At 68.3% G+C, this 17027-nt stretch carries 18 protein-coding genes; all 18 read right to left on the reverse strand.

The window, feature by feature from the left end:
* Positions 1 to 241 (reverse strand): ACP S-malonyltransferase (locus HY703_03150; protein MBI4544174.1); only part of this gene is annotated, 241 nt, incomplete at its 3' end.
* 2 nt (positions 242 to 243) lie between these two features.
* On the reverse strand, positions 244 to 1218 hold the full coding sequence (locus tag HY703_03155) for a ketoacyl-ACP synthase III (GenBank protein MBI4544175.1): 975 nt from the start codon (positions 1216 to 1218) through the stop codon (positions 244 to 246).
* Positions 1219 to 1232: 14 nt separating this feature from the next.
* A complete protein-coding gene (gene plsX, locus HY703_03160; GenBank protein ID MBI4544176.1) occupies positions 1233 to 2273 on the reverse strand; it encodes a phosphate acyltransferase PlsX in 1041 nt (346 codons plus the stop codon).
* A gap of 13 nt (positions 2274 to 2286) precedes the next feature.
* The gene (gene rpmF / locus HY703_03165) at positions 2287 to 2469 is read right to left on the reverse strand and encodes a 50S ribosomal protein L32 (protein ID MBI4544177.1); all 183 of its coding nucleotides are present in this window, start codon (positions 2467 to 2469) and stop codon (positions 2287 to 2289) included.
* 14 nt (positions 2470 to 2483) lie between these two features.
* The gene (locus HY703_03170) at positions 2484 to 2993 is read right to left on the reverse strand and encodes a DUF177 domain-containing protein (protein ID MBI4544178.1); all 510 of its coding nucleotides are present in this window, start codon (positions 2991 to 2993) and stop codon (positions 2484 to 2486) included.
* Between the two features lie 70 nt (positions 2994 to 3063).
* A complete protein-coding gene (gene ndk, locus HY703_03175; protein MBI4544179.1) occupies positions 3064 to 3492 on the reverse strand; it encodes a nucleoside-diphosphate kinase in 429 nt (142 codons plus the stop codon).
* Positions 3493 to 3497: 5 nt separating this feature from the next.
* The gene (locus HY703_03180) at positions 3498 to 3917 is read right to left on the reverse strand and encodes a CBS domain-containing protein (protein MBI4544180.1); all 420 of its coding nucleotides are present in this window, start codon (positions 3915 to 3917) and stop codon (positions 3498 to 3500) included.
* 25 nt (positions 3918 to 3942) lie between these two features.
* On the reverse strand, positions 3943 to 4824 hold the full coding sequence (gene sucD, locus HY703_03185; GenBank protein ID MBI4544181.1) for a succinate--CoA ligase subunit alpha: 882 nt from the start codon (positions 4822 to 4824) through the stop codon (positions 3943 to 3945).
* A gap of 3 nt (positions 4825 to 4827) precedes the next feature.
* The gene (sucC, locus tag HY703_03190) at positions 4828 to 5976 is read right to left on the reverse strand and encodes an ADP-forming succinate--CoA ligase subunit beta (protein MBI4544182.1); all 1149 of its coding nucleotides are present in this window, start codon (positions 5974 to 5976) and stop codon (positions 4828 to 4830) included.
* A gap of 52 nt (positions 5977 to 6028) precedes the next feature.
* Complete coding sequence (locus HY703_03195) at positions 6029 to 6466, reverse strand: hypothetical protein (GenBank protein MBI4544183.1); 438 nt, start codon at positions 6464 to 6466, stop codon at positions 6029 to 6031.
* 40 nt (positions 6467 to 6506) lie between these two features.
* Positions 6507 to 9245: a UPF0182 family protein gene (locus HY703_03200; protein ID MBI4544184.1), complete on the reverse strand. Its 2739-nt coding sequence runs from the start codon at positions 9243 to 9245 to the stop codon at positions 6507 to 6509.
* 5 nt (positions 9246 to 9250) lie between these two features.
* Positions 9251 to 10657: a phosphomannomutase/phosphoglucomutase gene (locus tag HY703_03205; protein ID MBI4544185.1), complete on the reverse strand. Its 1407-nt coding sequence runs from the start codon at positions 10655 to 10657 to the stop codon at positions 9251 to 9253.
* A gap of 5 nt (positions 10658 to 10662) precedes the next feature.
* A complete protein-coding gene (locus HY703_03210) occupies positions 10663 to 12177 on the reverse strand; it encodes an NADH-quinone oxidoreductase subunit N (GenBank protein MBI4544186.1) in 1515 nt (504 codons plus the stop codon).
* 28 nt (positions 12178 to 12205) lie between these two features.
* On the reverse strand, positions 12206 to 13783 hold the full coding sequence (locus tag HY703_03215; protein MBI4544187.1) for an NADH-quinone oxidoreductase subunit M: 1578 nt from the start codon (positions 13781 to 13783) through the stop codon (positions 12206 to 12208).
* A gap of 3 nt (positions 13784 to 13786) precedes the next feature.
* Positions 13787 to 15793 carry an NADH-quinone oxidoreductase subunit L gene (nuoL, locus tag HY703_03220; GenBank protein ID MBI4544188.1) on the reverse strand — a complete coding sequence of 669 codons (2007 nt, stop codon included), beginning with the start codon at positions 15791 to 15793 and terminating at the stop codon, positions 13787 to 13789.
* An 82-nt stretch (positions 15794 to 15875) separates the two neighbouring features.
* Entirely contained in the window at positions 15876 to 16169 is a 294-nt protein-coding gene (nuoK, locus tag HY703_03225; protein ID MBI4544189.1) for an NADH-quinone oxidoreductase subunit NuoK, read from the reverse strand.
* Position 16170: 1 nt separating this feature from the next.
* The gene (locus tag HY703_03230; GenBank protein MBI4544190.1) at positions 16171 to 16689 is read right to left on the reverse strand and encodes an NADH-quinone oxidoreductase subunit J; all 519 of its coding nucleotides are present in this window, start codon (positions 16687 to 16689) and stop codon (positions 16171 to 16173) included.
* Positions 16686 to 17027: NADH-quinone oxidoreductase subunit I (locus tag HY703_03235; protein MBI4544191.1), on the reverse strand; the 342-nt coding region annotated here is incomplete at its 5' end. The genes HY703_03230 and HY703_03235, both read right to left, overlap by 4 nt.

Here is a 17027-nt window from a genome sequence, read left to right on the forward strand (position 1 = left end):
ACCTGACCCCGCCCAATCGCTCTGCTACCAACCGGTACACGGCCAGGGAATGCGTGAGGATCGCAGGCTGGGCATTGTAGGTAGCCGTCAGCTCCTCCTCCGGGCCCTGCCAGGCGGTGCGCGAGAGCGTCACACCCAGCGCGTCGTCCGCTTCCCGGAAGACCTCTCGCGCTTCGGGGAACCGCGCAGCCAGGTCCCGCCCCATCCCCACGAACTGTGAGCCCTGGCCGGGGAACAGCAAGGCTACCAACGCAAGACCATGGCGGCCCAGGTGAAGCCCGCGCCGAACGCAACCAGCAGCACGTGGGAGCCCGGCCCCAGCCGCCCTTCCTCGAGAGCCTCGTCCAGCGCCACCGCCACGGTAGCGGAGCTCATGTTCCCGTAGCGGTCCACATTCACATACACCTTCTCCATGGGAATATTGACGTAGCGGGCGGTCGCCTCGATGATGCGCAGGTTGGCCTGGTGCGGGATCAGCAAATCAATATCCTCGGCCGTCAGCCCGGCGCGCAGCAGCGCCTGGTCCGCCGCCTCCGCCATCGAGCGCACGGCCGCCTTGAAGACCTCGCGCCCGGCCATCCTGAGGAGGTGCGCCTTCTCGTCCAGGAGCGCGACGTTCAGGGGCAGCCTGGTCCCGCCCGCCGGCCGCCACAGCAGCTCGGCCAGCGTGCCGTCCGAGCGCAGAAAGCTGGAAACGATGCCCCGGCCGTTCGAACTGCGCCGGAGCACGGCGGCTGCCGCGCCATCGCCGAAGAGCACGCAAGTGGCCCGGTCACACCAGTCCACAATGGAGCTCATCTTCTCCGTCGAGACGACCAGCGCGATCTCGCCGCGCCGGGCCGCGAGCTGGCCCTCGGCCACCGAAAGCGCGTAGATGAAACCCGAGCACGCGGCCGAAACGTCGAATGCCGCTGCATTGCTGGCGCCCAGCAGCGCTTGCAGATCACAGGCCGTGGCGGGCAGCAGCCGATCCGGTGTGGCCGTGGCCACCACGATCACGTCCAGCTCGCCCGGCTCGACGCCCGCCCGCTTCATGGCCAGCTTGGCGGCCTCGGCGCCCATTTCCGCGCACCCGACCTCGGGTGCGGCGATCCTGCGCTCCCGAATGCCGGTGCGTTCCCGGATCCACGCGTCCGAAGTGTCCACCATTTGCTCGAGCTCGACGTTAGTGAGCACCCGATCGGGCAGATAGCGCCCGGTGGCGACCACTTCGACCAGCGGCGTCGGCTTTCTCACGCGCCCTCCAGGAAGCGTTGCCCTGTTGCCCCACGCGCCCGCGGCGCGTCGCCACCCCGCCCCGAAACCCCCGCCATCGCGGTGCGGATGTCCCCCACCATATCCGTCTCCACGGCCTGCACCGCCACCCGGATGGCGTTCCGAATCGCGCGCGGCGGCGAGCCGCCGTGGCAGATGATCGAGATGCCGTTCACTCCCAGGAGCGGCGCACCGCCGTACTCGGTGTAGTCCAGAACCTGGAACACCTTCTCCAGGTGCAGATCGGCATGCGCCTGAGCCAGCTCACGGGTCAACAGGCCATACACGAAGCCAGCGACGGACTCGTAGAACTTGAGCAACACGTTGCCCACGAACCCATCCGCCACCAGCACATCGCACGCGCCCTCGATGACGTCACGCCCCTCCACATTGCCCATGAAGTAGAGCCCACTGTCGCGCAGCAGCCGGTGCGCCTCGACGGCCAGCTCGTTCCCCTTCTCCGGCTCCTCCCCAATATTGAGCAGCCCCACTCGCGGCTGCAGCCGACCCAGCACATCCTGGGCGTAGACCACACCCAGATGCGCGAATTGCAGCAGATGGTACGGCTTGCTGTCCACATTGGCACCCGCATCCACCAGGATGACGGGTTCACCCGCCGTGGGTAGCATGGTGGCAATGGCCGGGCGGTCCACACCCGCCACGGGGCGGAGCACGAACAGCGACGCCGCCATGACCGCGCCCGTCGAGCCGGCGCTCACAAAGGCCTGCGCCTTGCCCTCCCGCTGCAGCGCCAGCCCCACCACAATCGAGGAATGCGCCTTGCGCCGCACGGCCGTGGCCGGCGCCTCGCCCGGGGCAATGCGTTCGGGTGCATCCACCACCTCGATGCCACTGAGCGACGAGGCGCCCGCCCGACTCAGCTCGGCCTCGATCCGCGCACCATCGCCCACCAGGACGATCCGGAAATCGCCCGGCAGCTCCCGCACCGCGTCCATCGCCCCCTGCACCTCCACCGCAGGATGGCGGTCGGTGCCCATGGCGTCCAGCACAATGCGCACGCCCTGCCCCCTCTTATTCCTGCTCGACCTCTAGGACCTGGACGTCACGGTACGTGCCGCACGTGGGGCACACCCGATGCGGCAACTTCGGATCACCACACTTCGGACAGGGGACAAGCGCCGCAGCCGCCGCCCTGTGGTGCGTCCGGCGCTTGCGCTTCCTCTGCTTCGAAACCTTCTTCTTGGGAACGGCCATTCTGCCTCCCGGCTTCAGTCCCGCTTCAACTTCCGCAACGGCGCCCACGCGTCCTCCGCCGCTGCCGGCGGGCAGGCGCATGCCGTCTCGTTCAGGTTCGCGCCGCAACTGGGGCAGAGCCCGCGGCACGCCTGGCCACACAACACGTATTCGGGCAGGGCCAGGAGCACGTGCTCCCGGACCATGCTCCCCAGGTCCAGTTCCCGCGCCCCGACGGGCAGCGGGTAGACCTCCTGCTGGGCCGCCTCCCGGGGCTCGAGCCCCGGCCGATACAGCGCGGAGACCGGCTCGTCAAAGGCGACCACGACTTGGGCGAGGCAGCGGCGGCATTCGAGCAGCACCTCGCCGGACACGTTGCCGCGCACGACTACGTCTGCCGCTGCCTGCTGGGCCTGGACGTTCAGGCGTACGGGACCGCGGAGCCGCAGCGGTATCCCTCCCCAGAGCGGGTCCTCCGGCGCCACCTCCTCATCGACCCCGACCCTCCGCTCCCGCCGCAGCCGCCCCAGATCGACTTTCAGCATAGTCGTTCAAGATGGCCGAGCCGCCACCCGCTTGTCAACGCTGCGGTACGGGAAAAAGCGCGCCGCAGCGCTACGGTCCGCGGGCGGCGAGCGTGTCGGCCGTGGCAAAGAAGAAGGGGATCTCGCGCCGCGCGGTCTCGACGGCGTCAGAGGCGTGGATCGCGTTGCGCTCCTTGGACTCGGCGTAGAGGGCGCGAACGGTGCCGGGCGCGGCTTCGGCCGGATCCGTGGCGCCGATAACGTGACGCAGGCGTGCCACGGCATCCTGCCGTTCGAGCAGGACGGCGACGACTGGGCCGGAAGTCATGAAACGGACGAGGGAGGGGTAGAATGGCCTTTCGCGGTGCACGGCGTAGAACTCGGCCGCCTGTGCGTCGCCGAGTCGGACCAGGCGGAGGTCGCGGATGCGGAACCCGTCCTCTTCCAGGTGGGCGAGGATGCGGCCGGTCAGGCCGCGCCCCACGGCGTCCGGCTTGATGATGGCGAGGGTCTGCTCCATGCGTATCAACGCCCCAGGAGTTTGCGAATGATGTCGGCGCGCGTGAGGAACCCAGTAAGCTTTCCTTCCCGCACCACGGGCAGTTGCCCTACGTCCTTATTGATCATGAGGTTGGCGACCTCATCGATCCCCGTGTCTTCGGCAACACACAGAACCGACCGGCTCATGATCTCGCGGACGAGCGGCTGGCGGGTAAGCGGCAGCACGGCTGGGGGCTGGTTCTCGGCTGCGCGAGGGATCTGGGGCAGCAGGCTACGCATGATATCGCGGTCCGTGACAATGCCCAGGACTTCGCCCTTCTCGCCCACCACGGGGAGGGCGCGCACGCCCAGCCGGATGAGGTGCTCGACGGCTTCCTGGGCCGGCGTCTCGGGGGAGACGCACTGGATCTGGCGGGTCATGATATCGCGCACCGTCAGGCGCATAGCCAACGCTCCGGGGCGGGGCGGGTCAGAGGGCCTCGCGCAGCAGTGGCACCAGATCCGAGGGTCGGCGGCCTACGCGGATGCCTCGCTGCTCGAACGCCTGGATCTTCTCGGCCGCTGTGCCCGCGGAGCCGCTGATGATCGCGCCCGCGTGGCCCATGCGCCGGCCGGGCGGCGCGGTTTGCCCGGCAATGAAGGCAACGGCCGGCTTGGTCATCCGCGTCTGAATGTAGGCGGCCGCGGCCTGTTCGTCCGTGCCGCCTATCTCACCGATCAGGACGACCGCCCGGGTCTCTACATCGGCTTCGAAGGCGGCAAGGCAGTCCAGGAATGACGTGCCGATGATGGGGTCGCCACCGATGCCGATGCAGGTGCTCTGGCCGATTCCCGCCTGTGTGAGCTGGTAGACAACTTCGTAGGTCAGCGTTCCCGAGCGCGATACCACGCCCACCGGACCCGGGCTGGCAATCTGGCCGGGCATGATCCCCACCTTGCATTTGCCGGGGGCGAGCAGGCCGGGGCAATTAGGCCCTACCAGCCGAGCGCCTCGCTCGAGGACAAAGGGGTAGATGCGGGTCATGTCCAGCACCGGGATGCCCTCGGTAATGGCCACAATGAGCGTGATCCCGGCGTCCGCGGCCTCCATGATGGCGTCGCCGGCAAAGTTCGGCGGGACGTAGATCACGGAAGCGGTTGCACCGGTCTCGCGCACCGCCTGCTCCATGGTGTCGAACACGGGCACGCGCGCACCGGCCGGGCCTTCGAACTGCTGCCCGCCGCGACCGGGGGTCACGCCGCCCACCACCCGGGTCCCGTACTCCAGCATCTGGCGGGTGTGGAACGCGCCGTCCCGCCCCGTAATCCCCTGCACCAGCAGCCGGGTGGCCTGATCGATGAAGATGGCCACGATCTACTCGCCTGCAGAAGCTTGCTGCGCCAGCGCCACGGCTTTGCGCACGACCTCGTCCATCGAGGTGAAGGCGCTGAAGCCGGCCGCCTCGAGGATACGAATCGCCAGGTCCTCGTTCGTTCCCGTGAGCCGGATGACCAGCGGCCGCTCGATCGGGATGCGCCGGGTCGCCTCGACAATCCCGTTGGCCACGTCATCGCAGCGGGTGATGCCGCCAAAAATGTTGAAGAGGATGACGCTGACGTTGGGGTCGGTGGTGATGATGCTGAGTGCGCTCACCACCTTGTCCGGGTTGGAGGAGCCGCCGATATCCAGGAAATTGGCGGGCTCGCCGCCGTAATACTGGATCAGGTCCATAGTGGCCATGGCCAGGCCGGCGCCGTTCACGACAGCGCCGATGTTGCCTTCCAGCTTGATGTAACTGAGGCCGGCCTCGCGCGCCGCCGCCTCCGCGGCGGGCTCCGCGCTGGGGTCGCGCAGCGCAGAGATCTCGGGGTGGCGGAACAGCTCGCTGTCGTCGATGTTCATCTTGGCGTCCAGGGCCAGCACCTCGCCGGCCGGCGTAGTGATGAGCGGGTTGATCTCGGCGAGAGACGCGCCACTGCCCAGGAAGGCGTCGTAGAGGCGCTGGAGGATCGCGGCTGCGGCCCCGCGCTGGGCGGCATCGGCGTAGAGCCGCGCCGCCAGGCTGTACGCCTGGTACGGCAGGAGGCCGTAGCGGGGGTCCACTGCCAGGCGGGTGACCGCCTCTGGCGACCGCGCCGCGACCTCCTCAATGTCGACGCCTCCCTGGGAGCTGACCATGAAGACGGGGCGCTTCGATTCCCGGTCCACGATGACGCCCACGTAGCTCTCGGAGGCGATGTCCGCGGCGGGGGCGACCAGTACCTTCTGCACGGTCAGCCCTTTGATGCTCATGCCCAGGATGCGCTCGGCGTGGGTGCGCGCCTCGGCCGGCGAGCGGGCGAGCTTCACGCCGCCTGCCTTGCCGCGCCCGCCGGCATGGACCTGCGCCTTGACCACGACGGTGCCAGCAAAGCGGGCTGCGGCTGCCTCTGCTTGGGCAGGCGTGGCCGCCACTTCACCCGGCGGTACGGGGATGCCGCGCGCCCGCAGGATCTCCCTGGCCTGATACTCGTGCAGATTCATGGGTGGAGGGTCCCCGCCCGCTCCGCGACAATGGTCGTGCCTGCGCCTGCCGTCAGCGCCTCCAGCCCCTGCTCGAGTCGAGCAATGTGGGCCCGCACGCCTCCGGCGCGACCCGCACCTGGGTGATGACGGTAACCACGTCCCGCTCGACGCCTGCCCGCGCCAGCGCGTTCTGCAGCGACTGCTGGATCATGTAGCCGATCCAGCCGCCCGTCGCCGCGACCAGGACGCCTAGCGGCAGAGGCGGCAACTCCTGAAGCGCCCGCTCGTTGCGGAGCAGTTCGTCGCCGATTTGCGGCCCATTGCCGTGTACCACGGCGATCTTCCAGCCGGCTCCGGCAAGCGCCACGATGGGCTTGAGGCTCTGGCGGGTGTGCGCAAACTGCTGGTGTATGTCACCCCGCTCGCCCGGGGGCAGGAGTGCGTTGCCGCCCAGGGCCACCACCACACCGCGTCCACCGGCGCCGGCCCTGGACGGCGCGGCTATCATAAGCCCCTCGTTCCGGGCGAGCAAGCCGGCCGGCCGCGCATCACGGCCGCTCCCGCGCCTGGCGCAGCAGCAGCTCCCGCAGCTCCGTCAGGCTGGCGCCAAAGCCGGCGTAATCACCGCGCCGCAAGCGCCGCTCTGCCTCCTCGAGCAGCTCGAGCGCGCGCCGCGGCCAGTTCTCGGCCCTCCCTGGCGGCCGCTCCGCTACCGACTGGGGCCCCGCCGCACGCGGCGCCGCCTCCGGCGCACCCGTCTGCAGGGCGCGCAGCGCCTCGGCCAGCGTGGGCGCCATGCTGACCGCGCGGCCGTCGCTTAATACCACCCGGTGCAGCGCGGGTATCGGACTGCCTTGCGCGGAGAGGAAAAGCGGCTCGAGATACAGGAAGGTGCTGTCGAGCGGCACGACGCGGAGGCGGCCCAGGTCCACGTTGCTCCCAGCCTGGCGCCAGAGCGAGAGCTGCGCTGAGATCACGGGGTCCTGCTCGATCAACGTCTGAACCTGGCCCGGCCCCGGGATCTGCTGGTCGCGCGGCAGCTCGAGCAGCACCATCTCGCCGTAGTGCGGCGGATCGCTGCGCGCCACGAGCAGGGCGGTCATGTTCTGGCGCTCCCGCGCAATGAACGGGAGCAGCAGCAGCAACTCGGCCTGCGACTCGGCGGGCAGCCGCGCCATGGCGTAGATCGGCGGGTAGACCTTCAGTCCTTCCGCGCCGTGCTCCTGGGCCATCTGCCAGACATCCTGCCCGGCGTAAAAGGCCTCCGGCCGCTGCAGGTGATACGTCTCCAGGATGTCCGCCTGCGCCTGCAGAAACAGCGCCGGATAGCGCAGGTGCCGCCGCAGCTCGGGTGGCATGGCTGCCAAGGGCTGGATCAGCCCCGAGAAGATGCGGCGGTAGGTCTCGAGCACCGGGTCCGGCATCTCGACGGCATAGAAGGAAACCGCGCCGGTGAACGCGTCCACCGTGGCCTTCACGCTGTTGCGCAGATAGCGGACGCGGCCCAGGCCGCGAAGTTGCGCCACACGGGCCAGCGGAAACCCCGCGACCGCCGTGTACCCGTCCGCGATCCAGACCACGCGACCGTTGGCGATGACCGGGTAAGCCTCAGGGTCCCAGAGCAGGAACGGAGCCAGCGTCGCCAGCCGCTCGCCCACGGACCGGCGGAACAGAAAACGGCCGCCTGTCCGAACCTCTCCGGCGAACAACAGGTTCTTGTCGCCGAAGCGCCAGGCAAAGGCCAGGAGTCTCGGAAACGAGCCCAGCGAAACGCCCAGCGGCCCGCTCGCCTCACGGCCCGCATCCGCCGGCGCCGGAGGAGCCCCCCTCCCCGGCACCAGCACGACGTAATCCTCCATAGTCTCGCCGAAGTAGACCTCGGGTCGGGTCAACTCGAGCTGGGCGGGCGCCGCCGGGTCGAGGTCCACGGGGTCCAGGTTCCCCACCCAGAGCACCGGCTCCCCCTGCGCCGTGGTCTGACTGACCGGCGTGACTGCAGCGCCCATGCCCCGCATGTACTGCGGATTCAGCCGCAGCGTCTGCCACGTTCTGGCGTCCGCGGGCAACCCCTGGGGACTGAACTCCCGCACCGCAATCGCCACCTGCTCCTCCTCGCCCGCCGCGCCGTAGCGGTCGTAATGCACGGCCGGGAACTGGTAATACCCGAACAGCGCCTGGATCTGGTTGTACGTGGTCTTCAGCGGCGCCAGGTCCCAGAGCGGCATGCGCGAGAGCGAGGCGGCCAGCACCTGCGAGGACGGGACCGCTGCCGCACGGTACGGGAGCACGCGCCGCTCCAGCTCGTGCAGCCCGTAGGCGCGGCGGGTGAACTCGAGATTCCAGCGGATGTAGGGCGCCTCCCGCTCGAGCTGATTGGGCTCAACCCTGAACTTCTGCACCAGCGCCGGATAGATCTCGAGCAGCCCGAGCGCCGCGCCCAGCCAAGCACCCAGCGCCAGCAGCGGAGGCGCCCAGGCCCGCCGCCACGCGCCATAGAGCAAGGCGGCGGCCGCCAGCACGGAAAGGACGGCCATGATCCGTCGGGCCGGAAGTCTTGCGGTCACGTCCGTATAGCCGAGGCTCCCGGCAAAGCCGCCGCCTTCGAGCAGCAGGTTGTACCGGCTGAGCCAGTACCGGACGCCCAGAAGCAGCAGCATGGCGGCAAGCAGCACGATGGCGTGCAGGCGCACGCCTTCATCAACGCGGATCCGGTTCTCGCTCCAGCGGATCGCACCGACCAGCACGTACCCGAGCACGGCCAGCGCGACGCTCCAGACGACGAGCAGGAGGAGGTAGCCCAGGATCTGCAGGTAGACGGGGAGCGCGAAAACGTAAAAGGAGAGGTCCCGGCCGAAGAGCGGGTCAGTGACGCCCCACTCCACTCGCCTGAGCCAGGCGAGCACACCCAGCGGGGCGCCGCCGGCAAAGCTCAAGCCGGAAATCCACCACCCGGCCAGCAGCGCCAGGATCACTGCTCCGCCGGCCACCATGCCACGCGGAACCCGCTCGGCGATCTCCAGGTTGCCGTAGCGCCGCCGCACCCGCACAGGCCCGAGTTGCCGCGCCACGACCCAGAGATTGAGGAGCACCAGGGCAGCGCCCAGCAGGGTAGCGATCAGGCGGACCACGCTGGTGGTGCCGAGCTGGGTCCAGAAGACGGGGAGGTAGCTGACGCTATCGAACCACAGGGCGTCGGTGTAGAGGCGCACGGCCGCGCCCCCACCCGCGACGCCGACCAGCACCGCGGCGGCGACCAGGAGCCCGAGCCGCGCCAGCCGACGCCTCATCTGTTTCACACGCCCACGCCCTGCCGGCGCAGCCATTCCTCGAACGTGGCCCGAATCCGGCCCAGGCTCGCCCGGTCCCGCGCCTCGTAGCGGAGGACGAGCACGGGCTGCGTGTTGGAGGCGCGCAAAAGGCCCCACCCCTCGGGGAACAGCACGCGGGCGCCGTCCACAGAGATCACTTCGTGCGTCTTGCGGAAGTCCGCGACGGCCCGGCTCACGATGGCGAACTTCTGCTCCTCCGCCACCTCGACGCGGATCTCGGGCGTCGAGACGTAGGCCGGGAACTCGGCCAGCAGCGCGGACAGCGGCCGATCCGAGCGCGCCACCAGCTCCACCAGCCGGCACGCGGCGTATAGCGCGTCGTCGAAGCCGTAGTATTCGTCGGCAAAGCAGATGTGGCCGGACAGCTCGCCCGCCACCGGCGCGCCGACTTCCTTCATCTTCTCCTTGATCAGCGAATGCCCGGTCTTCCACAGGACCGGCTCGCCGCCCGCGCGCTGGTAGACCTCAGGCACCGCCTGCGAGCACTTGACGTCGAAGACCAGCTTCTGCCCCGGGCCGCGGCGCGCGAGCACGTCCAGGCCGAAGAGCAGGAGCAGCATGTCCCCGCGGATGATCGCGCCTCGCTCGTCCACTGCGCCGATCCGGTCAGCGTCGCCGTCAAAGGCGACGCCGAGCTCCGCGCGCTCTTCCCCGACCCGCCGGATGAGGTCGCGCAGGTTCTCGTCCACCACCGGATCCGGGTGGTGGTTGGGGAACGTGCCGTCCGACACGCAGTAGAGCGGCACAACCTGCGCACCAATGCGCTCCAGCAGTTGGACCGCCACCAGGCTGCCCGTGCCGTTGCCGCAGTCGGCCACGACCTTCACCCGGCGGCGCAGCGAGAAGGGGCGCGTGACCTCGTCGACATAGAGCGCCAGCACCTCGCGGGACTCCCGCTGGCCCGCCCCGGCCGCCAGGTCCTGCTCCTCGATCCGCCGGCGAAGCGACTGGATGGCAGAGCCGTACAACGCCCGGCCGCCCACCAGCATCTTGAAGCCGTTGTACTCCGGCGGGTTGTGGGACCCCGTGATCTGGATCCCCGCCGCGGTGCGGAACCGCTCGGCCGCGTAGTAGAGCACGGGCGTAGGCACCGTTCCCAGGTCGAGCACGTTCGCCCCTGTCGCCATGATCCCGGCGATAACCCCCTCGGCCAGTTGCGGCGAGCTGGGCCGGTTGTCGCGCCCCACGGCAATCACCGGCGCGCCCGCGCCATGGCGCCGCCTCACCTCGCTAGCGAATGCGCGCCCGATCGAACTCGGGACCTCACCCGCCAGGTCCCGGTCCACGACCCCACGGACGTCATACTCGCGGAAGATCTCTGGATTCACGCCCACGGTTTTCCCTACCCTACCGGAGCCCGCCGTATGCATCCCGCTCAGGGCCCGCTCAGGCCCAGCACAGTGCCGGGCGCTTGCAAGAGTGGCGCGGCGCTGCGCTCTGCCAGTTCGAGCAGCTCTCCGGGGAAAACTCCCAGGAACAGGATCGCCGCTGCAGCCGCGACGAGCGCGATGCGCATGGCGCCGCGCACCTCGATCTCTGCATGTCGCGCGCCGGCCGGCGCGTCCTGGAACCACATATACCAGGCGACCCGCAGGTAGTACCAGTAGGACACGAGCGAGGCCAGCACCAGCACGACGGCCAGGGGCACGAAGCCGGTCTCGACCGCCGCCCGCAGGATGAAGACCTTGCCTATGAACCCGCCGGTGAGGGGGAACCCGGCAAGCGAGAGCAAGAAGACGGTCATGAGCATGCCGAGCAGCGGCTGCTCCCAGCCCAGGCCGCTGTAGGCCTCGAGATGCGTGCGCTCCTCGCCCCGGCGCCCGACGGCCTGGAGCACAGTGAACGCTCCGACCGTCATGAGGGTGTAGACGACGAGGTAAAAGAGGAAGGACGCGGCGCCCAGGGTGTTGGCCGCGGCCAGCGCCACCAGCAGGTAACCGGCGTGCGCAATGCTGGAATACGCGAGCATGCGCTTCACGTCGGCTTGAGCCAGTGCCGCCAGGTTGGCCGCCACCATGGTGGCCAGCGCCAGCCAGAACACGAGCGTGCTCCAGGTATCGTAGAGGCCCGGGAACCCGGTAAGGAAGACGCGCAGGAACGCAGCGAACGCGGCCGCCTTCACCGCTGCGGCCATGAATCCGGTGATGGGCGCGGGCGCCCCCTGGTAGGCATCCGGCGTCCACATGTGGAAGGGCACGGCGGCAACCTTGAAGGCGAAGCCCACCGCCAGCAGCCCCACGCCAGCCTGCAGGAGTGCGTTTGTGCCCAGCCCGTCCACCCCGACCAGCAGCGAGACGAGCGCCAGATTCGTGGTTCCAGAGCCGCCATACACCAGGGCGATGCCGAACAGGAAGAAGGCGCTGGAGAAAGCGCCCAGCAGGAAGTACTTGAGCGCGCCCTCCGCCGAGCGGCGGTCCCTCCGGTTGGCGCCCGTGAGCACGTAGACCGCGACAGACATGAGCTCGAGCCCCAGGAAGATCACGATCAGGTCGCGGGAGCCGGCGAAGACCATCATGCCCACCGTAGCCAGCAGCACGAGCGTGTACAGCTCGCCCAGCCGCAGGTGCTCCTGCTCGAGATAGCGCATCGAGACCAGCACGAAGAGCGCGGCGGCCAGCAGGAACAGGAAATTGCTGAACACGCGGAAGCTGTCCAGCGCAATCATGCCCGTGGGGCCGGGCTCCTCGAGGGTGAGGAGCCAGCCGTTCGCCGCCGCGGCCAGCGCCACACCGGCCAGGGCGAGCCAGCCAACGAGGGGCCGCGAGGGCTCGCTCCGCGCCCCCTTCTGGAACACATCGATCAGGAGCACGACCATCGCCCAGACCGACAGCACCGCCTCAGGCAGCAGCGCCCACAGGTAATGGAGCTGGGTGCTGTAGTCGATCAGCATGGGCTAGCTCTCCCCGCCGGCCCGCCGCTCATGGCCCCACTGCACTGCCTGGCAGTGGCGACCCGGTGAGCACTGCCACCGGGGGCGGCGGCGCCAGCCGCTTGTGCTCGACGCTCTCCAGCAGCTCGACCAGCGTCACCTCCACGCGCTCGAGGAAGGGCTTCGGATACACCCCCATCCACAACATCACGGCCACTAGCGGAGCCAGGACCGCAAGCTCCCGGCGGCTCAGGTCCGGCAGCTTGCGATTCTCTTCCTTGTCCAGGGCATTGAACCAGATGCGCTGCACCATGGGCAGCATGTAGTACGCCGCGAAGATCACCCCTGTGGCTCCCAGCAGCGCGACCCAGGGATGGGTCTGGAACGTGCCGATCAGGGCGAGGAACTCGCCTACGAATCCGCTGGTGCCCGGCAGCCCCATGCTGGTCAGCGCCGTCACCACGAACACCGCCCCGAACAGCGGCATGACCGCGCCCAATCCCCCGAAATCCGCTATCTGCCTGGTATGCCGCCGTTCGTACAGCATGCCCACCAGCAGGAACAGGGCACCCGTGGACACGCCGTGCGACAGCATCACGATCATCGCCCCCTGCAGCCCCTGTAGCGTCAGGGCAAAAATACCCAGGACTACGAACCCCATGTGCGCCACGGAAGTATACGCAATCAGCTTCTTCGCGTCCGGCTGCACCGCCGCTACCCAGGCCGCGTAAATGATGCCCACCACCCCGAGTGCCAGCAGCACGAGCACGGTCGCGGGATGGGTTGACGCCTGCGGGAAGAACGGCAGCAGGAAGCGAAGAAAGCCGTAGGCCCCCAGCTTCAGCAGGATGGCGGCCAGCACCACGGAGCCTGGCGTGGGCGCTTCCACGTGCGCGTCCGGCAGCCAGGTGTGGAACGGGAATAGCGGCACCTTGATGGCGAAGGCCAGGGCAAACGCGGCGCACAGCCAGAACTGCTCGCGGAAGGTCAACGGCAACTGAAGCAGATCGGCGTAAGCGAAAGACATAGAACCGGTTAGAGCCTGATACTTGAAGAACAGATAGAGGATGGCCACCAGCATGAGCAGCGAGCCGAACGCCGTGTAGAGGAAGAACTTGATGGCTGCGTAAATGCGCCGCTCGCCGCCCCAGATGCCGATGATGAAGTACATCGGCACCAGCATGACCTCCCAGAACATGAAGAAGAGAAAAAGGTCGAGGGCGACGAAGGCGCCGAGGATGCCCGTCTCCAGCAGGAGCATCATGGCGTAGAAAGTCCGCTCGCGCCGGCGGATGTAGTTGAAGGAGCCGAGCACGGCGAGGGGCATGAGGAACGTGGTGAGCAGGACGAGCAGCAGACTGATGCCGTCCACACCCACGCGGTAGTAGATGCCCCATTCCGGGATCCAGGGCGCGCTGCTGGCAAACTGGAAGCCGGCGCCGGCCGGGTTGAAAGCGGGCCAGAGCGGGATGGAGGCGAGGAACTCGAGGAGCGCGGTCCAGAGGGCCACATGCCTGGCCCGGTGCTCGGGCAGGCCGAGCAGGAGCAGCATTCCCAGGAGCGGGAACCAGAGCAGGAAGTGCACGGCCCAGGTGGGGTAGGCGATGGAGTCGAGTAGCGCGGCCATGCTCTAGAAGACGGTGAAGGCGAGGAGGATCAGAGCGCCCAGCACGATGGCGAAGGCGTAGGTGTTGAGCTGGCCAGTCTGTAGCCGGGTGCCAGCCCAGCCGACAGCGCGGGAAGCCAGGCCAGTCCAGTTCACGGCGCCGTCCACGATGCGCTCGTCCACGACCCGCCACATCGCGCGGGAGGCGGCGAGCACCGGCCGCACGATCAGCGCATCATAGATCTCGTCCACGAACCATTTGCGGTACACCACGCGCCGGAACCCGCTGGGCTCGATGGACTCGAGCGCTGGCCGGTATTGCCAGCGCAGCACGAGGGCGGAGGCAACGGCAATCAAGGCGATGGCCACCGCGAAGGAGAGCGCCGCCCAGAAGCCCTCTCCCCCGCCCAGCGGTCCGCTTTCGGCGAGCGGTCCGGACTCTCGATTCAAGACGTCCTCGGCAGCGGCGGTCACCGGGTGCAGCCATCCCTGGATCCATTCCGCGTGTGGCACCCATCCCAGCAGGGGCAGGCCGGCAATGGCCTGGGGCACATTCACCCATCCGCCGACCAGGGACAGCACGGCCAGCACTACCAGGGGCACCCACATGACGGGGGGCACCTCGTGCAGGTGTTTCCGCTCTGTTTCACCCGTCCGATTCGCCCCGTGGAAGGTCAGGATCATGAGCCGGGTCATGTAGAAGGCGGTGAGCAGGGCGGCGGCGAGCGCCATGATCCAGAACAGGGAGAACCAGGGCGCGAAGCGGCCCACGGCCCGCGCCGCTGTCTGCCAGATGATCTCGTCCTTGGAAAAGAAGCCGGCAAATGGCCAGATGCCTGCGATGGCCAGGGTTCCCACCCACATGGTGATCCAGGTAATGGGCAGATAGCCGCGCAGCCCGCCCATGTTGCGCATGTCGTTCGGGTCCCAGTCCCGGTGCGTGTGGTGGAAGGCTTCCTGCATGGCGTGGATCACGGCGCCCGCGCCCAGGAAGAGCAGCGCCTTGAAGAAGGCGTGAGTCATCAGGTGGAACATCCCCGCGGCGAAGGCGCCCACGCCCACACCCAGGAACATGTAGCCGATCTGCGAGATGGTTGAATACGCCAGCACTTTCTTGATGTCGTACTGGGCCAGGCCGATGGTCGCGGCGAACAGGGCGGTCAGCGCGCCCACGCCCGCAACCGTGATGGCTGCGACCGGCGCCAGCGCGAAGAGCACGCCGGTCCGGGCCACCAGGTATACGCCCGCCGTCACCATGGTCGCGGCATGGATCAAGGCGCTCACGGGCGTCGGGCCGGCCATGGCGTCTGGCAGCCACACGTAGAGCGGGATCTGCGCGCTCTTGCCGGTGCAGCCGAGGAAGAGCAGCAGTGCGATGAGCGTGACCACCGGTCCGCCGGAAGTGAAGGCGGCGGGCGCGGCCTCGAGCACCTCGACAAAGTCCAGCGTGCCCAGGTTGCTGAACAGCAGCAGCATGGCGGCGAGGAAGCCGAAGTCGCCAATGCGGTTGAGGATGAACGCTTTCTTGCCCGCGTCGGCTTTCTCCCGATCCTGGAACCAGAACCCGATCAGCAGGTAGCTGCAGAGCCCGACCCCCTCCCAACCCACGAACATCACGGCGAAGTTCGCTCCCAGCACCAGCACCAACATGAAAAAGACGAAAAGGTTCAGGTACGCGAAGTAGCGCGCGTAGCCAGGGTCCCTTCCCATGTAGCCGACGCTGTAGACATGGATCACGAAGGAGACGCCCGTGACAATGAGAGTCATGAGCAGCGAGAGCTGATCGAGCTGCAGGGCAGCATCGAGCTGCAGGCTGCCCACCGGCATCCACGCCCAGTAACGCTCGACGGCCGGCTCCTGGGGCGCCACCTGCAGCATGCCCAGGAAATTCACTACTGCCAGCGCGAAGGCCGCCCCGATCACCGCTGGTCCCACGGCGCTGACCACGCGCCTCTGCTGGGGCGCGATCAGGGAGACCGCCCCGTTGATCACGAAGCCGAGCAGCGGCAGCAGCGGGATGGCCCAGAGCAGGACGGGTTGGAAGCTCACCTGGAACGGCCTTTCACCGAGGGGTGCGGCTCGGCCAGGCGGAGCCGTCCAGCGGCACGGAGGATCACCACCGGAGCAGGTTGAAGGCTTGACTGTCCACGGTTTCCGCGTGGCGGAAGATCGAGATGATGATAGCCAGTCCCACCGCGGCCTCCGCGGCCGCCACGGTCATGACAAAGAAGACAAAGACCTGACCCTCGATGCCGGCGGCGCGCGAGAGCGCAATGAAAGCCAGGTTGGCCGCGTTCAACATGAGCTCGACGCACATGAACAGAATGATGGCGTTGCGCCGGATCAAGACGCCGGCAACGCCGATCGAGAAGAGCAGTGCGGCCAGGAACAGGGATTCGCGGACCACGCTACACCCTCCGCTTGGCCAGGAGCACGGCCCCCACAATGGCGACCAGGAGCAGCACCGAGGTCAGCTCGAAGGGCACCAGGTAATCGCGGAACAGTGGAAACGCGATGGCGCCCACGGCGTTCAGCTCTTGAACGGCGGCCTCGGCCGCGGCCGCGCCCCGTGGCTCGAGCAGCGCCGGCTCGCCCGTGAAGGCGCGCGAAACGGCGTAGCCCAGTACGCCGGCTGCGGCGAAGCCTACCACGAGCCAGACGCCGCCCCGGATGTCCGAGCGGTAGGCGTGCCCCAGGTTGAGCAGCATGATCACGAACAGGAAGAGCACCATGATCGCGCCCGCATACACGAGCACCTGAATCGCGGCGATGAAGTGCGCGCCCAGCAGCACGAAGATGGCGGCGGTGTTGAACAGCGTGAGCACGAGAAAGAGAAGGCTGGCGATCGGGTTCTTGCGGGTCACCATGCCGATGGCGCCGCCAATCGACAGGGAAGCAAAGATCCACCACAGGAGCTGGGTCATCATTCCGAGGCCGGATCGCTGGGGTCCCACAGCGCGGTGTAGGCGTGGTCCTGCGCCATCAAGCGGTCCAGGTCATAGATGAAGCCTTCGCGCGTGTACTCGGAGTTCTCATAGTCCTGCCCGAGATGGATCGCCTCGACCGGGCAGACTTCCTGACACATGCCGCAGAAGATGCAGCGGAACTCGTCGATCTCGAAGACCACGGGGTAGCGGTTCCCCTGATCATCCTCGCCCGGTACCAGGCGGATGCAGAGGGAGGGGCAAACCGTCGGGCAGAGCCCGCAGGCTACGCACTTGGGGCGGCCGTCCGCGTGCACGGCCATGCGGTGCGTGCCGCGCCA

It is taken from the genome of Gemmatimonadota bacterium, assembly GCA_016209965.1.
In the GTDB taxonomy this organism is placed as follows: Bacteria; Gemmatimonadota; Gemmatimonadetes; order Longimicrobiales; family RSA9; genus JACQVE01.

Bases quoted from the DNA above. Each gene is read 5' to 3' on its own strand.
- rpmF (MBI4544177.1), bottom strand. From the start codon at position 2,469: ATGGCCGTTCCCAAGAAGAAGGTTTCGAAGCAGAGGAAGCGCAAGCGC.
- HY703_03170 (MBI4544178.1), bottom strand. From the start codon at position 2,993: ATGCTGAAAGTCGATCTGGGGCGGCTGCGGCGGGAGCGGAGGGTCGGG.
- ndk (MBI4544179.1), bottom strand. From the start codon at position 3,492: ATGGAGCAGACCCTCGCCATCATCAAGCCGGACGCCGTGGGGCGCGGC.
- HY703_03180 (MBI4544180.1), bottom strand. From the start codon at position 3,917: ATGCGCCTGACGGTGCGCGATATCATGACCCGCCAGATCCAGTGCGTC.
- sucC (MBI4544182.1), bottom strand. From the start codon at position 5,976: ATGAATCTGCACGAGTATCAGGCCAGGGAGATCCTGCGGGCGCGCGGC.
- HY703_03195 (MBI4544183.1), bottom strand. From the start codon at position 6,466: ATGATAGCCGCGCCGTCCAGGGCCGGCGCCGGTGGACGCGGTGTGGTG.
- HY703_03200 (MBI4544184.1), bottom strand. From the start codon at position 9,245: ATGAGGCGTCGGCTGGCGCGGCTCGGGCTCCTGGTCGCCGCCGCGGTG.
- HY703_03205 (MBI4544185.1), bottom strand. From the start codon at position 10,657: ATGCATACGGCGGGCTCCGGTAGGGTAGGGAAAACCGTGGGCGTGAAT.
- HY703_03210 (MBI4544186.1), bottom strand. From the start codon at position 12,177: ATGCTGATCGACTACAGCACCCAGCTCCATTACCTGTGGGCGCTGCTG.
- HY703_03215 (MBI4544187.1), bottom strand. From the start codon at position 13,783: ATGGCCGCGCTACTCGACTCCATCGCCTACCCCACCTGGGCCGTGCAC.
- HY703_03230 (MBI4544190.1), bottom strand. From the start codon at position 16,689: ATGATGACCCAGCTCCTGTGGTGGATCTTTGCTTCCCTGTCGATTGGC.